Annotated in this window: 18 protein-coding genes; 2 read left to right on the top strand and 16 right to left on the bottom strand. The window is 37.7% G+C overall.

All coding sequences use genetic code 11. From position 1 onward, the window contains the following. Window positions 1-262: 262 nt before the first annotated feature. Complete coding sequence (locus ACO1XM_RS06585) at window positions 263-2,143, bottom strand: hypothetical protein (RefSeq protein ID WP_486227094.1); 1,881 nt, start codon at window positions 2,141-2,143, stop codon at window positions 263-265. Window positions 2,144-2,474: 331 nt separating this feature from the next. On the opposite strand from ACO1XM_RS06585, the gene ACO1XM_RS06580 reads away from it, so the two are divergent. Together ACO1XM_RS06580 and ACO1XM_RS06575 are read left to right on the top strand one after the other, a co-directional pair. Next, a complete protein-coding gene (locus ACO1XM_RS06580; protein WP_486227092.1) occupies window positions 2,475-2,975 on the top strand; it encodes a hypothetical protein in 501 nt (166 codons plus the stop codon). A gap of 5 nt (window positions 2,976-2,980) precedes the next feature. Next, window positions 2,981-3,337 carry a GerW family sporulation protein gene (locus ACO1XM_RS06575; RefSeq protein ID WP_486227090.1) on the top strand — a complete coding sequence of 119 codons (357 nt, stop codon included), beginning with the start codon at window positions 2,981-2,983 and terminating at the stop codon, window positions 3,335-3,337. Window positions 3,338-3,531: 194 nt separating this feature from the next. Here the strand turns inward: ACO1XM_RS06575 and ACO1XM_RS06570 are convergent, their stop codons facing one another. From ACO1XM_RS06570 to ACO1XM_RS06500, 15 genes are all read right to left on the bottom strand, one after another. Then, complete coding sequence (locus ACO1XM_RS06570; RefSeq protein ID WP_486227088.1) at window positions 3,532-4,329, bottom strand: hypothetical protein; 798 nt, start codon at window positions 4,327-4,329, stop codon at window positions 3,532-3,534. A gap of 331 nt (window positions 4,330-4,660) precedes the next feature. Then, window positions 4,661-5,140: a VOC family protein gene (locus tag ACO1XM_RS06565; RefSeq protein ID WP_486227086.1), complete on the bottom strand. Its 480-nt coding sequence runs from the start codon at window positions 5,138-5,140 to the stop codon at window positions 4,661-4,663. A 325-nt stretch (window positions 5,141-5,465) separates the two neighbouring features. Continuing rightward, complete coding sequence (locus tag ACO1XM_RS06560; protein ID WP_486227084.1) at window positions 5,466-6,140, bottom strand: DUF4272 domain-containing protein; 675 nt, start codon at window positions 6,138-6,140, stop codon at window positions 5,466-5,468. A 194-nt stretch (window positions 6,141-6,334) separates the two neighbouring features. Continuing rightward, window positions 6,335-6,793: a hypothetical protein gene (locus ACO1XM_RS06555; RefSeq protein WP_486227082.1), complete on the bottom strand. Its 459-nt coding sequence runs from the start codon at window positions 6,791-6,793 to the stop codon at window positions 6,335-6,337. A gap of 180 nt (window positions 6,794-6,973) precedes the next feature. Next, window positions 6,974-7,366 carry a RidA family protein gene (locus tag ACO1XM_RS06550; protein WP_486227080.1) on the bottom strand — a complete coding sequence of 131 codons (393 nt, stop codon included), beginning with the start codon at window positions 7,364-7,366 and terminating at the stop codon, window positions 6,974-6,976. Window positions 7,367-7,721: 355 nt separating this feature from the next. Further along, window positions 7,722-8,639, bottom strand: coding sequence for a hypothetical protein (locus tag ACO1XM_RS06545; protein ID WP_486227078.1), 918 nt, complete (start codon window positions 8,637-8,639; stop codon window positions 7,722-7,724). A gap of 369 nt (window positions 8,640-9,008) precedes the next feature. Beyond that, a complete protein-coding gene (locus ACO1XM_RS06540; protein ID WP_486227077.1) occupies window positions 9,009-10,115 on the bottom strand; it encodes a hypothetical protein in 1,107 nt (368 codons plus the stop codon). A 100-nt stretch (window positions 10,116-10,215) separates the two neighbouring features. Continuing rightward, window positions 10,216-10,710 carry a hypothetical protein gene (locus tag ACO1XM_RS06535; RefSeq protein ID WP_486227075.1) on the bottom strand — a complete coding sequence of 165 codons (495 nt, stop codon included), beginning with the start codon at window positions 10,708-10,710 and terminating at the stop codon, window positions 10,216-10,218. A gap of 907 nt (window positions 10,711-11,617) precedes the next feature. Then, entirely contained in the window at window positions 11,618-12,457 is an 840-nt protein-coding gene (locus tag ACO1XM_RS06530) for a hypothetical protein (RefSeq protein WP_486227073.1), read from the bottom strand. A 462-nt stretch (window positions 12,458-12,919) separates the two neighbouring features. Next, the gene (locus ACO1XM_RS06525; RefSeq protein WP_486227071.1) at window positions 12,920-13,903 is read right to left on the bottom strand and encodes a hypothetical protein; all 984 of its coding nucleotides are present in this window, start codon (window positions 13,901-13,903) and stop codon (window positions 12,920-12,922) included. A gap of 298 nt (window positions 13,904-14,201) precedes the next feature. Next, a complete protein-coding gene (locus tag ACO1XM_RS06520; RefSeq protein ID WP_486227069.1) occupies window positions 14,202-14,888 on the bottom strand; it encodes a caspase family protein in 687 nt (228 codons plus the stop codon). A 1-nt stretch (window position 14,889) separates the two neighbouring features. Continuing rightward, a complete protein-coding gene (locus ACO1XM_RS06515; protein WP_486227067.1) occupies window positions 14,890-15,228 on the bottom strand; it encodes a hypothetical protein in 339 nt (112 codons plus the stop codon). Between the two features lie 146 nt (window positions 15,229-15,374). Then, complete coding sequence (locus ACO1XM_RS06510; RefSeq protein ID WP_486227065.1) at window positions 15,375-15,938, bottom strand: hypothetical protein; 564 nt, start codon at window positions 15,936-15,938, stop codon at window positions 15,375-15,377. Window positions 15,939-16,266: 328 nt separating this feature from the next. Continuing rightward, window positions 16,267-16,578 (bottom strand): hypothetical protein, encoded by a 312-nt coding sequence (locus tag ACO1XM_RS06505; RefSeq protein ID WP_486227063.1) that lies wholly within the window; start codon window positions 16,576-16,578, stop codon window positions 16,267-16,269. A 228-nt stretch (window positions 16,579-16,806) separates the two neighbouring features. After that, a complete protein-coding gene (locus ACO1XM_RS06500) occupies window positions 16,807-17,355 on the bottom strand; it encodes a hypothetical protein (protein ID WP_486227061.1) in 549 nt (182 codons plus the stop codon). Window positions 17,356-17,383: the final 28 nt, after the last annotated feature.

The following is a 17,383-nucleotide window of genomic DNA, read 5'->3' as shown; positions in this document are numbered from 1 at the left end:
CCACTGATTGACAGTGCAGGTGATAAAGTACTGACCAAATTGATCATAAATACGGTAAGCATAGGCCATTGATAAAATTAATAGTCACCTCCGCTTTTACTAATGCTTTAAAGACTTATTAATATCTTGATTTGTTCAAAAGGGATTGCAAATCCCGCTTTATTAAGCGTTCGACATGCGCTACGCTAACATGTCGAACAGCTCAAAACATGACGAACAGCATTAACTGATATCAACTTAATTCAGTCTTATCAAATATAAATTACTCACGAAGTATCTTAACGATCTCTCTTTTATCACCGGTGAAAAGCTTAAATAAATAAACACCTGGCTGCTTATTAGTCAGATCAACTGTAACTGATCGACCTGGTTCTGCCCTTTCTGAAAGGATAAGATTTGAATTCAGATCCGTTACAACAAAAACACTTGATTGCAGTTGATCCTGTATCTCTGGTTTAGAAAAAGTAACTACAAAGGTGCTCTTAATTTCACCAGAGTGAATGTCCATTCCCTTTGGTCCGGGATCACCTTCGGGTAGTGGTGCAAACTCTGGAGGATTGAGCGCATAAGGTGAACAATACAGTCGTGGCAATTGATCCGGTTCGTGATTCGAAGCCCATATCGGATACACAATACCATCATAAGAGGAAATTCCCAGATAGTCCCCAAAAAATGTAGGAAAGTCAGTAAATCCTTGTGGCGTGAAACAATAATCACCAATCATAAAGTCATCCCACGTTGCACCGCCATCATAAGAGTTCGCCACCCATGCTGCAAACTGCTCAGGGTTACAGTTCCTGTTGTCGTAAAACACAGCACTTAGTGCACCCGTTACAGGGTCGCTGGTAACCCATGGAAAAAAACGCTTATTGCTACCAAATGCATCCGAGTTTACACGAATGGGGTCTGACCATGAATTTCCATCATCATCCGAATAAACGCAATACACTGAAAGTTCATCGCCCGTGTTCGTACCAGGTTCTCCTCGGTTGGTCCAAACCATCACTAGTCTTCCGGCATACAAACCAGCCTTGACAACAGTTAGTACAGGGTGACTATTGACACGAACAGGAAGGAGGCCATTCCATGCGGGATTAAGAGGATCGCTTCGTGTTCCCCTAACAAATCCATCTGCAAATATCCTAACCGGAGCTGTGAATGTGTTTCCACCGTCAAGTGATTTTGAAAAACCAAAATTATCTTCACCATCGTTAACAGGGCCATCGTAAACAGCCCAAACAGCAAAGATTTGTCCTTGAACACCTGTTTGAATGTTAACCCCTTGGTTCATGTCTCCCAAGTCCTGACTAATATTTAAACACTCGGTTTGAACAAGGTCTGAGCCTGAATGTGAAAGCCTTATAAAAAAAACGTCTTGAAACCCAGCATTAAACCCTGCTTCAACAAAATGAAAGAATGTAAATGCAGTGTAAATATTATCCTTGTATGGGCTCGATAAACTTTGATCGATTATAGCATGAGGTTTGTCCCATGACTTTCCATCCGTGCCTACATCGATCTCCACGCAGTTGTCCAGAGTTTTTGAAATCCATGTTGTGCCATTATCGTCTGAGTAGGAGATTCCTAGTATTACATTCTTATAAGGGCTTATTATACCGGATTCTTTCATGTAAAGCACATATAGCTTACCAAATCGATTAATCATCGCTACTGGGTCGCCCATGTTTTTCCCACCATCCAGTCCTACAAAATCATTGAGCCAAGATTGCCCCTCAGTAAAAGACTCTGCATGATTAGCACCTCGAGAATCGAGCACACCGCCATTTAGATAATAGGTTAAGCCTGAGTTAAGAACAACATCGGCACTTGCAAAAATAGACGGCTCTAGTTGAGCTACAATCTTTTTATCGGTAAGCGGAAAATCATGAGACCAGGGGAAAATCACATTGTGATCTCCAATAATCTGACTTCCCTTAAATTCAGTAGGACGAATGGGTACCATGGTGGGGTTTTGAATAACTCCTTTTGCTATTAAATCTTTCCAGTATTCAGGATTATCTATAGCCCATATTACTTTGCTTGAATCACCAATTCCAGGCGTTGTAGGCTCAATCGTCTGCGCAAATGAGACTATAGCATAGAAATGGAATAATAAGTGAATCGTATGATGTCTTGCTTTCATAGGTTGTCGGATTTTACGTATGCGCTAAAAGTAATGAGCAGAAAATAATCTTCGCATCTACCAAGGCTCTAACAGTATTCTATAAAGTTCTAGGTTAGTTATTTGAGTATTCAGATTCGGTCGAATCTTATTCAAATGCAAACTCGCTGTTTAACATGTTAGCGCAGCTAGGTCGAAGTTTAAATAAAGCGGATTTCTAATCCGTCTCTTCACACTTGCTGGTCAAATGTCCATCCATTTTCCGCATGATATAAATCAGCCTCATCCTATTCAGATGTCATTACTTCCCGTTTTTTCTCATCTTATTTTGGTATGTAAAATAAAAGGGAGTATGACTGTATTAGCCATTATACTCTTCGTTATCCTATTGATCGTTGGCTGGATTCTATTCATGCCGCTGGTGGTGGATATTGACACCACAGCCCCACGATACCGCGTATACCAGACCGGTACTTTTCAGATTTATCTTGAAAAGGATTTTCAGCCTCACCTGCACGTGTTGGGCATGGAGGTATCGTTGAAACAACAAGCAAAACAAAAAGCTGAAGTTAAAATCCATAAAAAAAACAAAACCAAAAAAATAGTGCCATCACGATTATGGGTACTGATCCGCGAGGTCTTTCAATGTATTTACCTCAAGCGATTAAGACTTACGGTAGACACGGGCGATGTTGTGTACAATGCACAACTCATACCCGCCTTTGTTTTACTCAGCGGTGGTCCTGTTCAATTGTCTGCGAACTTCGAGGGCAGGGTTGATGCTTACCTCCTGGCTGAAGTGCGTTTGTATCGTCTGGTCTGGGTTCTTCTAAAATTCTTCACTAAAAAATAAATATTATGGACATCAATTTTGAAAGCATGCTTCAACGGTTAACAGAGTTTATCCAGAAGGAAGCAAAAACAGAAACCGTGATTGGCGAGCCCTTTCAACTGGGGGGCTTTACTTGTGTTCCCGTTATCAGACTGGGTGTAGGCTTTGGCAGCGGTGGTGGCTCGGGCGACTCTGCGAAGATGGGAAAAGGTGAAGGCGGTGGTGGTGGCGCAGGCCTGGGCATTGATCCTGTGGGTTTTCTTGTTACCAGGGATGATGAGATTTCCTTCATCAGCACACACCAGAACAAAGGTTTATCTGCCATTTTTGAAAAGGTACCTGACCTGCTTGAAAAATTAATGAAGAAGAAGGAGGCAGTATAAACCTAAACCATTGTTGGTGTTGCACGCGGGAAGATGACGAGTAACACCAGCAATTTCTTCATGTCACTACCATTCATGTTAGCAAGTTTGTTGGTGAGCCTGCGCACGAGTGCTAATACACAACATGAACAAAGGCAAGGCTTACTTAGCTCTTAAATAACATCCTGTAATCATTATGGAGTTGTCGCGTAGTTTTAATTAGCCAGATTCTCCTCACAAATTCTACTTTCAAATTGAAAAATAGCATTCTTAAACCAGTTTTCAATTTCAACTCGCTCAACCACACTATACGAACCAAGCCCAATGTTTGTCTCGTTGGCCAGCCATTGTCGATTAAGCCATAATTGAGTACCATACGACCCCAGATTATCCAAGTTGTAGGTATCGTCACATCCGTAGGGTACTCCACAGCAAGATGAGTGATCTGGTCCTTGTAAATGACGTACTTCGTGAACCAGTAAATCAATGGTAGAAGAAATTCCTATCCATTGCTTTTTTATTGAAAGAAACGGATCCTTATCCAGGTTTTTAACAACAACAAATGTTTTGTTATTCTTTATTTCACAACACATACCCCCGGCATTAAGTCCTTCAATAATATTAATTCCATCAATAGAAGTCTTTATCCAATCATACAAGGTCATTTCCGTCCATGGCAATTCACCAGCATCCATTCTTTTGATAACACGAAGCGATTGCAGGATAAAAAAGGAAGTATTATAAGATGATAGATTCATCTTATCTGTAGGCGAGGTACAAGGAAATTTAGTGATTGGTACTCCGTCTACAAGAATTTCAAAATCATGCAGAACTTCATCAATCAATGGATCATTTTCAGGACAAGTGTTTAGGAAGGTTTTTATATCTGTTACATTAATTTCATCTCCAAATTTAGCAGGCACTCCATCGTCTGCAGCGCAACCAAAAGAAATAAAAATAGTGAACAGAAAACGCGGCAACTTTTCTTTAAGGTAAAACCATAGTGCTTTCATTTCCATCATTATTTACCTGATAGTAAAACCAGATTCAAATATATAAAAGTGTTTGCATTTGCTTTAAACAGCCTGATCAGGCAATCTGTAGGAAGATATAAGAGATAGTTTAAAAAATGTTCTATTAAGCTAATACTAGAACACTGCTCAAGTACATACGAAATGCTTGTGTCTGATTAGTAGTTCTGCCTAAACCATTGTTGGTGTTGCATACGGGTAGAAAGCGAGTAACACCAACATTTTCATCATATCAACACTACCATGAATGTTAGCAAGTTTGTTGGTGAGCCTGCGCACGAGTGTTAACACATAATGCTAACAAAGGCAAAGCTTACGCTTTTTCCAGTATGTCAGTAACTGTTTGATTGTGCAGTTGTTCAGCTAATCCGATAAGAAGTCCTTCTGTGCCGCGTATGTAACAAAGCCGATACACATTCTCGTAATTAACTACCTCTCCAACCAGTTCAGCTCCTTGTTTGGTAAGTCTTGATAGCAATTCATCAAGATTGTCTACCCTGAACATGATGCGGAGGTAGCCGAGTGAGTTGACAGGTGCAGTTCTATGATCTGCAATGGTGTGTGATGCAATGAATTGGGATAGTTCAAGTCGGCTGTGTCCATCAGGTGTAATCATCATGGCAATCTCCACTGACTGCTGGCCAAGTCCTGTTACGCGTCCTGCCCACTCCCCTTCAACCATCATTCTCCCTTCCAGTGTCAGTCCAATCTCTGTGAAAAAAGCAATAGCATTGTCGAGCGATGCTACAACGATGCCGACATTGTTCATTTCCATTAATCTGCTTTTTGCCATATCAAACTTGTTTCAGGGTTCTACTTGTTGGACAATTTAGTACGGCTATGTCGAACCTGCAATTAATTATCTTCTTATCTATCTCTTTGCTTTTCTAAGTCATTGTTGATGTTGCGTGCAGGAATGTTAGGAGTGCCACCAGCAATTTCTTTATGTCAATACTTTTACTATTGCCAAACTTGTTGGTGAGCTTACGCACTGATGCGGATGCGTAACACAACCAAGGGCGAGTGCGGCCACACAAACAACGGAAGTACTACTGGACGAGGTCTACACTTATCATTCTTCAGTGCTTCAGCTCAATATCTAATTGCTACGTCCTGGCTTAAGTTGATGTATCAGTATCGTCCCAGTTTTCCGTATCGCTAAATCGACTTACCCAATTAAGAACTGTGTGGCGTTCATATGAAACATGTCTGTCAATATCAGTTGTGTCCTTTTTGCCATTGAATATCAAATCACGAAAGTATGTTGTGGCTAGTTCGTTCAAAACGTTTTCTTCATAAATTTCCCCCTTGTCACGTAAGCTTAAGCTATTTAAAAATGAACCTACCTCAGCGCCAAACTCTGGCATCTTGTCCTGAAATTCCACCATTTGCTCTTCGCTTATCTCTGATATGGGTGGCTGCAGTTCATCAACTAAATTCAATACCCATGCAAGCGTATAGGCTGATTCGATTCTCCAAGAAAAACTACCTAATTCTCTGTCACCCGTAACCTTTCTCATAAATAGCGCTTGCTCCTTCGGACTTACATATGTCCAAAGTTTCTCCTTCCTTAGCCAGTCTGCTATTTTCTCCGTCTCATCCAAATTATATGCGACAAAAGCGCTTGAGTATAATATAATCATTCTAATACCTACATCGTATGCTGTGGCAAATGTTGACTCGTCAAAGTCAACGTATGAAGGTTGCCTTATTTCGTATCCTGAAATTCCCCTATCACTCAATTGCTTATCTATCCGAGCTTTTCTGTCAATAAGCACTTTATCTTTTGTCATATCAATGTACTAGCATCATTTATACATAGACTAGCGCAAGTCTTTGGTGTAGCGTGTAAGCATGTGTGAGACTTGTGCTTTGCCAAAAACAAAATTATAAAGCTTTTAGGGTTTTACTAATTATGGCACAAGTCTCGCACTAGCCAGAACTCAAACGGAAGACTTGCTCCACCTGGGATAACACCCATCGCTCTTTAATGCTTTAGCTCAATATTTAATTGCCTTCCTTCTTTCAGTGCCTTATTATCCATGGCAGTACCAATAGCAACACCTATCCCCATACCTATGGGTAAACCTATACCTATCAAGCCTAGGTTACCAATACTCATGCCGAACACAACACCCAAGGGTATACCAAATGAACTCATGCCCAGCACAAGCCAGAGTTTGCGATAATAATTTTTAGGTACAATTTTAAGTTGCTTCTCAACCTGTCTAATGATTTTTGACTCGGCTGTTTTTATCGCCTTTGTAAAACCTTTGGCCTCATCTGCTATGGCATTTAACAGCTGAGCTTCCTGACGAATAAAGTCCGTAATATTCTCCGGTAAATTTCTTTCTTCCAAGTCGCCTAACAGCGCGGTAAGTTGCTTGTATAATAAAGCTGCTTTTGAATTTGCAGCCAGGTTGGGCCTTTCAATTAATTTTATCATAGCAAGTGTAAACCTAAAAATAGTTTAAACTTTTTAATTTTTTAGTATAAAATAAACTGGAATTGTTAAGTATCAACTACTATTGCCGTAGCGCAATATGGCAGCACAGCGTATAGAGAACAAATCAAACGCATGGATTCACATACACACTTTACCTAACACAATGTATTAAGCAAAGCTTTACTCCGTTTTAATTGCCACCGCCATCACCTTTATTTTACCGCCAAAGGGTAAGGCTGCTGCCTGGTAAATTGTTCTGGCCGGTTTTTTCTCTTTCTCAAAAAGTGAATCGTAATAAGGTGTTATCGCCTCCAAATCTTTTAAGTCCAAAAAAGCCAAGTCAATAAAAACGATTTCCTCCTTTTTAAATCCGCTTTGTTTCAAGACAGCGAATAAATTTCCAAAAGCTCTTTTTGTTTGTTCCAAAATAGGACCATCAACAAAGACTCCCTGTAAATCAACAGAAAGTTGCCCGCTTATATGACAATAATTGCCTGCCACCACGGCCTGACTAATGGGTGAGGTAGTGTTGGGAATGTTCTCACCTGTTACTATAAAATTTCTGGAAGCCATATTTACAAAATCTTAATCAAATTTACTCAGTTACATCACTCGTTGTTCTACATCTCGCTGTTCGACATGTTAGCGCAGCGCATGTCGAACCCCAAATTAAACGGATTTTCAATCCGTCTCTAAAACTCCGCTAATTCCAATAATTCATTCTAATTCACCACTCGCTGTTCGACATGTTAGCGTAGCGCATGTCGAACCTTAAATAAAACGGATTTTCAATCCGTCTCTAAAACTCCACTAGTTCCAACAATCCTTTGCCATTGTTGGTGTTGTGCTTGGGAATGCGGGAAGCAGCACCAACAAAGGCAAGAGCAGCGTATCATGTTGGCAGATCTGCGTGTTGATAATCATTGCATCAATTTCTGTATCGCATCATTATTTTATGAGTATCCTGGTACTTTTTATGGTAATACAGTATTCTTTTATCGGCTGTTAATGTAGGAGCTTCAATCAGGTTTGAAAGCGTATTTGCAAACAAAACCTGAGGTGTTGAAAATTCGGAGGTTGCATTATTCCTGATCGCAACACATATTTCAAAAGTTGTGGTTGGCGTAAATACACCTTTCGGATACCGAGTGAAATATAATTCCAAGTTATCGCCAGTTATAAATGGTGCATAAAAGATATAATTAGAATTACTAATATTCTGTAGTATAGATACTTCGTTGGCAAGTCTAGAAAAAGTACCATCGCTGTTCTTTTTAGCAATCCCTAATTGAGTTTCGCAAGGTCCCACACAATTTACATTATCAAATCTTGCATTATTATAATACAAAAATTGCCCATCCTGACTAATACCATGATCCATTACGAGCCAACCAATTATATTCTTATTAAAGTCACCACGTACTCTGGCAATGTCTATAACATCTCCATTATTAAAAGTTCCAGTAAACAGATTATCTAAGTCTGTCGGGTAATCTCTGGTGGATGTCCAGTAAAAAAGACCATTAGCATCCATGTCCGCTACAGCATCTAAATGCGGAGGATTTGTTTGATTGGTACCCGAAAGTTCACCGACAAAATTAAAAGTTGAGTCATTTACTTTGCTAGCATAATACAGTCTTGTATTTATTCCATCATTCAAATTATTAAAGAAAAGATAGTCACCATCAGGCGACAGAAAGGGTTCCATGGCATCAAACAACAAACCGTTAATGGTTACTGATTTTTCAGCACCAAATGAAGGGTATTTAAGTTGATCATCATCACCTGATGAGCAAGCTAGAAGCAGTGAGGATATTGCGAGTATGGCAGGGATTTTTCTTCTCATTTACACTATTTTAAGTCTTTTTTATTAATAAAAAAAATGCATTGCCATGGTTGGGGTTTGTCCCAGGATGCGGGGAGTAGCATCAACAATTTCTTTCGCTCGCTGTTCGACATGTTAGCCACTCGCTGTTCGACATGTTAGCGCAGCCATGTCGAACCCCAAATAAAACGGATTTTCAAATCCGTCTCTAAAACCCCGTTAATTACAACTATTCTTTTCTAAATCACTACAAGCGCAAGCGTCTCACTTGTGCTTTCTTAAATTATATTTATGCTGCTGGTTTATTTGCTGTAATCCTTGCTTCAAACAAAACACTTCATAATTGCACCAGCTGGAAGCCTACCTGATCAATACTTCTCATATCAAAAATTATTTTTCCTCCTGCTTTAACAAATATAAACAATGGGGAACCTGAAGGGCTATTACAAAATATCTGTTTTGTATGGAAGACCTATTGAAATATTTATCCGAAAGACCATCATCTTCCATGTTGTCCCAATCATCCTTAAAAATATGCTCGTATTCATGCAGGATTTCCAGTAAGTATTGATTTTTGATCGAATCGTTACTTGCTTTGTATTGCTTATAGATATCTCTTGGCAAGGCAAATGGCCAACGATTCTCCTCAACAGTCCAATCCTCTGTATTTAATTGTCGGATGGTTGTCTTCTTAACCAGCATTAATTCCAAAACAACACTATCAATCGGGATCGGCACTTTACTTTTAAATCTTTCTTTTAATGCCATTGCTATCGTAGCAACCTTTCTACTTTTATTATGCCTGACATAGTCAACTGCCAAATCCGAAAAAAGTATTCCTTTTAACTTAGCCTTCTCAATTTCATCATCAACAATCTTATTATAAGGTGCCATATACCTATCCTGAGCGCTATTCAACACCTTTTGATTAATTGGTGAATTAAAAGCCAGTATTGTTGTCAACAAAATAAATAGGGCTAGTGATTTCAGAAACCAATTTCCCGACCTGTAAGAAAGCCGGATCGGCATCCAAATATTTAAGTAAAAGACCAGTGGCAATAAAAATAGCATTAATGGAAATTCTCTTGCCAGGTTTAAATCATCCTCATAGCCGGGTAAAGAAAATGGTATCCATGTTAAAAAAGATCCGGTTTTGGATACTAGATACAACAATGCCATGCTCCAAAACATAGCATATCCGCTGATGTAATTTATCCTTAAGCGCGTTCTACGACTTGAAAAGAGTCCGTGAAACCAAAACCAAATAACCAGCCCAAAACCAATGGTTGCAGAAGTAGCGGCAAAGAAAAAATTATAGATTAAAAACTCACTTTCTGTTGGAATGATCAACCCTGAGCTAAATGTAAATGCCCTTAGAATTTCTCGAAAATAAGCGAAGTAAACATATAACAAGACTGTTAGTATTACGCCAATTGCCAGCCCCAGAAAGAACCTGGTTTTGCCAATAAGTTCGATGGATAATCTCTCCTTTATCAAATGATGCGTTTCTGTAATGCGTTTTAAAAATTATGTTATGCCTGCACTGACATTAAACCAGGAATACAACTCGTGTTAACACCCACCAAGAGGCATCCATTTATTTTAACAGCAGGTATAAATCCACTAAACAAAGTGGTAAAGCTCTCAATAGAATAGGCAGTACCGTTTTTAGGTGCTTTACACCCATTACAAAAAGTATGGCCAGAACCAGCATTGCTGCAATACCAGTGAGTGCGCCAACCATTAACATTTTGATATACCCCTCTTTATTCAATTCTAATAAATAAAAGCTTATACCCACTACAGAAACAGAAGAACCTATCCACAGGACTTTAGGCACAATCATCAGCCCAAGTAGTTCAGAAAAGCCAAAGCGTTCGGCTTCAGGTTTTGGTAAATCTATAGGGCGATACGCCATTAAAAAGAAAACACAGCCGAGACACAGAAGTGACACCACGGTTACCGTTGTATCCATTTTCAGCATGGTTAAAAGTATACCAACACCCAAAGCCGTCCAACAAATTTTTTCTACGAAGGGAAGATACTTGGTAAGTTGTATAAGTAATGGAGTGCGTACTTGTTCTGAAGTCATAAGCAGTTTAACTAATCTATTTTGTAAATTTAGTTTATAATTGTAAGATGGCATAAGTCCTACACCTAGTATTTTAAACGCTCGGCACGTCTCATCCTATCGCTGTTCGACATGTTAGCGGAGCTATGTCGAACCTCAAATAAAACGGATTTGCAATCCGTCTCTAAAATTCCAATAATTCATTCTAATTCACCACAAGCGCTAGCCGCTCGCTAGTGCTTTATTCTTGATACTAAAATACTGCTTTTGCTTCAATATGTGTGACACAAGTCTTGCGCTAGCCAAGGCTCATGCGGAACACTTGCGGTAGATAGGAGATAATAGTGGCATTAAGCGTTGGACATGCATTGCACTAACATGTCGAAGAGCAAGAATTTGTTTTTTTAAAATCTTAAATACTTTGTTATCAAGAAGAGCGCTGTCAAGACAATTAGCAATGAGATTGTTAGTGCGATTATAGAATTCTTTTGTTCTCTTTTTCGGTTCTCAATTATACGATTGCGAATGAATAACAGATCTTCTTTGGATGCTTTCTGAATGTCTATATTTTGGTCCTTGAGCGTCTTTGTATAAGCCTTTTTAGCTTTGAAATAATTTAATTTTCTAAGATTCTCATTATTCTTGAGCGTCTTAATCATGTCAAACGCTTGTATTCCTCCCGACATAATTTATTAAAGTGAATTTTATTTTTTTTGTTAAGATTCGTGATCCCAAAATAACGAAATTCTTTGGCATTGTGTGCAGGCAGATGTCGAGTTGTACTTAATCCTTAACACAAAACCTATCTTGTCCTACTAACTATGGCACAAGTCTCGCGCTAGCCAAGGCTCATGCTGAAGACTTGCGCCAGATGGGTAAGACTTGCGCCAGATCTGGGAAGCAGCACCAACAAAGGCAAGATGCCATATCATCTAGTCTGTTTTCGGAATCCTCTTGCTTTTACAATCCAATTATTAAAAAGTTCCCGTGCTGCAATTCCAAACTTTGATTTGTCATTAGCTGCAATCTTGATGTAATATGAAACATAATCTGGTGGTCCAATCACAAACTTTTCATTCCAATATGCTATGGAAAAGTAAACAGATCCATTACCTAACTTAAATCCATGTACTCCAGGAATATGTGCATAAGGGAACAGGTTTATTTTTACATTCTTCTCGCGCAAAAAATTTGAATTTTCCTGAATAAACGTATTTATATCATTCAAAAACAATTTGAGACTGTTTTCCCAGTTATTATCGATATCAGGACTTGATCTTATAAACTCCACATCAAGATGATGAAGATTTAATGTCATATTTTTTAATTTATCCCTCTTCTTCCAATCAGTCAGCTTTGGAGCCACAGAAAATAATGTGTATCCTAAAATATCAATATTATTAGTTTGTCCAAATTGCCATTTTTGTTCCATCTCATCTTCAACGTCTTCGTAAATTCCAATAGTCCCCTTTGTGAAAAGATTGTTATCTAGATTCTCTTTTAGATCATCAATGTTGGAGTTTAACTTTTCAGCCCTCCTCCCGGTTTTATAAATTAACCAAAATAATACGGCTATAATCAAAGATAAGTACTGTATTAAAATTGCATGTTCACTAGTATTGGGGGGGAAGATATTTTCATGTATAATTTTTTTTACAGGATCATAATTATAAAAGAATCCCAAAAAACAACTACATATTATCAAAGCCCAATACAGAAATTGTTCTAGTTTTTCAAAGAATTTAAAAGGAGTAATTTTTTTTCTCATACACTATAGTTGTCTAGAGGGTAAAGAATCCATGATTCATATTAATCATTATACTTGTAAAATAATTTATTAATAAATAACTAAAATATTGAATTCAATTTTGCGGTCAGTAACTCGCAAGCAATGACTTTTCCACTTAAGCTATGCCGGATTATGGACTCACTCAAGTACAAAAGTTTCGTTTGTGCTTGCTTTAATCATGCTTATTATAAAGTTCATTCTACGCTTTTTCTAATCATAATGTTAGCTTCAAACAAAACACTAAATCATTATATGCTAACAATTTCACAAGCTGGAATTACTACTCAACCTGGCGCAAATCTTTGGCATTGTGTGCAAGCAGATGCGGGACTTGTGCTTAATTTAATTGATCCTAAAACCTTCCATTTGTTTCATTAAGTATGGCACAAGTCCCGCGCTAGCCAACTCTCATCCGAAAGACTTGCGCCAGATGGGTCAGTATCAGATTGAAGCATTTTTCTCTTTCGCCGCTCGAAGCATTTTTTTTGATTCCTCTACTCCTTTCTCCATCCATAATAAGGTTTCCTCAGATGGTTCTACAACTTCAGTAAGAACATTTAATAATTTTAAAAATCCCGAGTTATCCGCTGAATGTTGAATGACTAGTATTCCCTCTGGGTACCAAGATATTTCATTAATATAATTCTTGATATCTCGTTTAGATACTTTTTTTCCTAGACTTATCAAATTCTCCTTCTTTAATTGAATGCCTCGAAGAAATGAATTATACTTATTTAACGAAAATTCTTTAAGCTCTTCACTAATAGTAGGCTCTAATAAGAGTATAGACTCTTTATGAGCTATCGAATCTAAAGAAGAAGATTGCTTAATGTCATTGATCGTCACATTTTTCTTCAATCTGTATAAATTTGCAGTTGTTACTATTATAGGTATATGATGGTATATTAATTGCTCATGTGAGCTTAATTGTTCCTTCATTCCAAAAATAACCTTATCAACAATTCCATAGCTTAATTGTGCAATTGCTTGTGTAATGGACTTGGGATTTGGCCCAGATGAACATACTTCAATCCCTTTAGAGCAAAACGGGAAATTAGTGTTAAGATTAAATAATTTAAAGTAATCAGGATATGCTTCCTTAAAAAAAAAGTCATTTGTATTCAGAAATGATGTAGATCCTGTACCTCTATCACTTTCATTCAATTCCTCAGGAAGAAAAATCCAGTTAGTTGAGTTATCTCTATATTTACACTCAATCATTAATTGAAATGAATGATTTTCAATTCTTTTGCTTGCTTCAATATCGTATGAAAATTCGTTTATAATTTTATTTTCATCTGGCCTTAAATAGGATGTGTCTGGAAAAGTATAAAATCCAAAGGATTTCAGTGCTTGTTTCACTTCGTATTCAAGAGGCACTCCTGATTTTAAAAGAAATTCTTTCCAAGTCTTATCTTTAGACATATTTGTTAAATTAAATTCTTTTTCACATAATCCAAAACATGCTATACAAAATATAAGCAAATCAACTTATACCAAACCAATATAAGTATTTAGAGGAGTATGCATGTCAAAGTGTATAATTATTCCAGCCACCATTTTCTGCAGGGGATAGTAAGCGAGCAAAAGAACAAGGCAGACTCCATAAGATCAGAGTCCTAGCAGAGAAGGTGATTGGACAAAAGCACTCGACATAGGTGCGCTAACATGTCAAACAGCAGAAATCGTCAATTTCTTGTAGGTGCAGTTATGGGGTATTTTTCTAATTAATTCCAAGGATTAGTTGTTGAGATGTCAGCAGTTTTGGTTGAATAATTTCTGGATGTTGGTCTCTAAATTCTTTGGTTGTTTTTTCAGAAGCTGTAACATGTGTCCGTCCGAAATAGATAAACTCTGAATCATCTGCAAAGGCTGATTCTATAAGGTTTTTAGAATAAGCACCACCTTTAGGTGTGTCATGCGAATATTCGCCTTCAGCACAGGAATACATTTTTATTTGCTGTTGTAGAGATTCTGAAATTCTTTTCTCAAAACGTTCTCGTGTTCCAATAATACCATCAGCTTTAAACATCCTGACTTCATTTACACTTTCTGAAATAGTCTGCGATTTTGCTCTACAACAGTCTAAAATTGTTACTTGTCTTTTCGAAATATTTTCAAATCTTGATTCCGCAAATTTTTCGCCTTCGGGATTTAGTTCTACCACTGTTTCTCGTTTCATTCCACCATGTCCACTAAATACCACTACTATGTAGTCAAGATTCTGTACTTTAAGTGAATCTATTAAGGAAATCAAGTCATCCCTTTTGGGATTAAGCCGTTCAATAATTTCGTCATCATTCCATTGTCCTCCAGTAAAACTTTTAAAGTACTTTTTGTAATTTGCGAGATCAATTTTTACTCCAGGGAGACCGTCATTATTACCTACTAATAATATTTTCTTTTTCATTTTAGCTTAAGTATTCCGTTATTAATTGTTTAAACTTTTTGTCATATGAATCTACATTCTCGAAAGTGTCTAATGGATTAAGCCAATAGTCTTTATGCAGTCTTATCCAATCTTTTGCTGCTACATAATCATCAATTTTTTTCTTGTCGTAATTGAAATGTGCAGATAGTCTCGAAAAAAAGTTGAAAAGAAGTGTGCAATAGATGTCATACCGTAAATACTCGTCTTTGTCTGAGTTTTTGTTTTCGTTCCAAGTCTTAATAAAGTTTGGATTTTCTAAATGTGGGTATTGTAATGCGGTTTTCAGCAAAGTGTCAAGCTGATCGTCTAAGTACTTCATCTTATTACTCCGGTTTATATACAGTGTAATTGTTGCGGAAGTTGCGGCCGAAATGATTGTCGCAATTGCTGCAGCTGTTAATGTTAGTTCCATATTGTCGTGTCGTTTTTTAAGCTTGGCAATAAAGGTTGGCTATGCAGTTTAATTTAACCACTCGTCATTTTGTTCAACCATGTCAGGTAGCCACTTAGTCCAAGTTCTGGTGTTTCCCTATTGATTCCTTGAGTCATGGTGTCCAAATTGCTACAAATCCATACGGTGAATTTTTGAATTAGTATCAGTTCTGTTGGTGTCTGCTCGCCCAATGCAGTATTCCAAATAGTCATTAAATCTTTTATTTCCTTGTAGTCTGAATCCACAATTTTATAAGCCAATTTGTGTGAGAATTTATTCCGTAAAGTATTAAGTGATTTGATTGCTGGATAGACCAACCCAAAAACCGTTTTATTATTATTTATCAACTCCAGTTTTTGATTAAATGTCAGGCGTAACTTATTAGGTTCGGTAATTGTAGGATACGAAGTAATGATGTACTCGTCAATATAGTGTTCAATAATCAGATGACATTTTAGAATGAGTCCTAATTCATCTACCTGTTTGTTCAATAGGTCAATAATTTTGTTATTGAATTCAACTCTCTCTTTGTCCAAAGTGTCAGCCTTGTCAAAGAGATATTTGAAGTATTCTGTTTTTGTAAATTCTGAACTCATTATCCAAATTTAAATTGCCTACAACGCTTGCCTATACACAATTAATATCAAAAAAAACTATACATTTCATGAGTATATATTTAATCATCTTTGATATTCTTTGCACACAAGTTTCAGAGCCCATTCTGTATTGTTATAACTAATGTAAGTAAATTCTCTTCAATTTTCCAACCACAGAGAACAAAAATTGAGCTGATTCATGCTACCCAAAAAGCGCTAGAAGCTCTGGAAAATAAAAAAGCCGCATCGGAAAGAAGATGCAGCCCTTGGGAAAGTTAATTTGTAATTCTGTCTATTCTTTACTCGGTCTTTTTAGCATACGCCTAGCCTACCCTTGCTTATTCAATGCCTTCAGTTTTACATACACGGCCTTGGCCTGTGCTGTTACGGATGACTTGCTTTTATCAATCTTCGCTGCATGTGCGTTCATCACATCATAATAAAAATCAAAGGTTTCGTTGCTATCATCATGCAGGTCGAGACAAGTTAAAATAACATCGTCCAGGTGGGGTTGGTACCAGGAATCATCCAGGCCTAAATCCTGCAGAGTGTTAAAAAATTTACGGATTTTAAGTTCTGCAGAGATTAGTGCAATAATCAAGCGCTCGCTTGCTAAGGCAGTTTTATGTTCCTTTCCCATACTGTAAACTTACTACCTGCAAATAGGCAAAGGGTTGCCGTGGATGGCAACCCAAGTGTAATTTTCTATTACAAAAAATAGCGGATGTTCTCGGAGTAGATATCACCGATTTCTTTAAATCCAAATAGTCTCACAAAGTGAGATTAAAAATCACGCAGCGTCAAGCATTCAACATCGCTGCGCTAACATGTCGAACAGCGGGACATACACTCTGCTATCGACTGTTACTTAGTTCTTTTCTACAGAAATTGTAAGTGCATTTTTGAGTTCATTCATTAGCTTCATATAGTCTTTGCTGGCCAGCACAAGACTGTCAGGCTTTTTTCTTTTAAGTTCTTGTATTCTTTCGCTAGTAAAGTCCATTGTCATGGAGTAAACGGCTTTTGTAGTCATTATTCCTGTACTATCCGTGTTAAAGTAGCATATCGTTTCCCGTAGTTTGTACTTGCTTGAGTCCAGGGGTGATTTATTAATCACCCAGTCTACGATTGAGTCTCTTTGGTAGATTAATCTGCCATTTACAATAAGGTATTCATTTCGGCCATTCCCATAGTCTCCCGCATCATAGTCCACCAGCACTTTTGTCACCGTGCTGTCGGCATTGGTAAAAATGGATGTTGTTCCCCATACATCCCCGCCTCCAAATTTTATCTCTTTGCTTTTCTTAAGGTCTCTAAATTGATCCTCAGTTTTATTCAGGGATAAATTCGTCTGTTCAACTTTCCCTTTGCATGAAAGTAACCCTGTTAAAATAAAAAACACTAGTATCTGTCTCATGCTGTTTGTCAGTAATATATAGTACCCT

Source organism: Chryseotalea sp. (assembly GCF_057350905.1).
The sequence above is the reverse complement of the archived record's forward strand: the minus strand, read 5'-3'. Positions and strand labels throughout refer to the sequence as shown.

Coding starts and splice junctions, on each gene's coding strand:
- ACO1XM_RS06585 (WP_486227094.1), bottom strand. CDS start 2,143: ATGAAAGCAAGACATCATACGATTCACTTATTATTCCATTTCTATGCT.
- ACO1XM_RS06580 (WP_486227092.1), top strand. CDS start 2,475: ATGACTGTATTAGCCATTATACTCTTCGTTATCCTATTGATCGTTGGC.
- ACO1XM_RS06575 (WP_486227090.1), top strand. CDS start 2,981: ATGGACATCAATTTTGAAAGCATGCTTCAACGGTTAACAGAGTTTATC.
- ACO1XM_RS06570 (WP_486227088.1), bottom strand. CDS start 4,329: ATGAAAGCACTATGGTTTTACCTTAAAGAAAAGTTGCCGCGTTTTCTG.
- ACO1XM_RS06565 (WP_486227086.1), bottom strand. CDS start 5,140: ATGGCAAAAAGCAGATTAATGGAAATGAACAATGTCGGCATCGTTGTA.
- ACO1XM_RS06560 (WP_486227084.1), bottom strand. CDS start 6,140: ATGACAAAAGATAAAGTGCTTATTGACAGAAAAGCTCGGATAGATAAG.
- ACO1XM_RS06555 (WP_486227082.1), bottom strand. CDS start 6,793: ATGATAAAATTAATTGAAAGGCCCAACCTGGCTGCAAATTCAAAAGCA.
- ACO1XM_RS06550 (WP_486227080.1), bottom strand. CDS start 7,366: ATGGCTTCCAGAAATTTTATAGTAACAGGTGAGAACATTCCCAACACT.
- ACO1XM_RS06545 (WP_486227078.1), bottom strand. CDS start 8,639: ATGAGAAGAAAAATCCCTGCCATACTCGCAATATCCTCACTGCTTCTA.
- ACO1XM_RS06535 (WP_486227075.1), bottom strand. CDS start 10,710: ATGACTTCAGAACAAGTACGCACTCCATTACTTATACAACTTACCAAG.
- ACO1XM_RS06530 (WP_486227073.1), bottom strand. CDS start 12,457: ATGAGAAAAAAAATTACTCCTTTTAAATTCTTTGAAAAACTAGAACAA.
- ACO1XM_RS06525 (WP_486227071.1), bottom strand. CDS start 13,903: ATGTCTAAAGATAAGACTTGGAAAGAATTTCTTTTAAAATCAGGAGTG.
- ACO1XM_RS06520 (WP_486227069.1), bottom strand. CDS start 14,888: ATGAAAAAGAAAATATTATTAGTAGGTAATAATGACGGTCTCCCTGGA.
- ACO1XM_RS06515 (WP_486227067.1), bottom strand. CDS start 15,228: ATGAAGTACTTAGACGATCAGCTTGACACTTTGCTGAAAACCGCATTA.
- ACO1XM_RS06510 (WP_486227065.1), bottom strand. CDS start 15,938: ATGAGTTCAGAATTTACAAAAACAGAATACTTCAAATATCTCTTTGAC.
- ACO1XM_RS06505 (WP_486227063.1), bottom strand. CDS start 16,578: ATGGGAAAGGAACATAAAACTGCCTTAGCAAGCGAGCGCTTGATTATT.
- ACO1XM_RS06500 (WP_486227061.1), bottom strand. CDS start 17,355: ATGAGACAGATACTAGTGTTTTTTATTTTAACAGGGTTACTTTCATGC.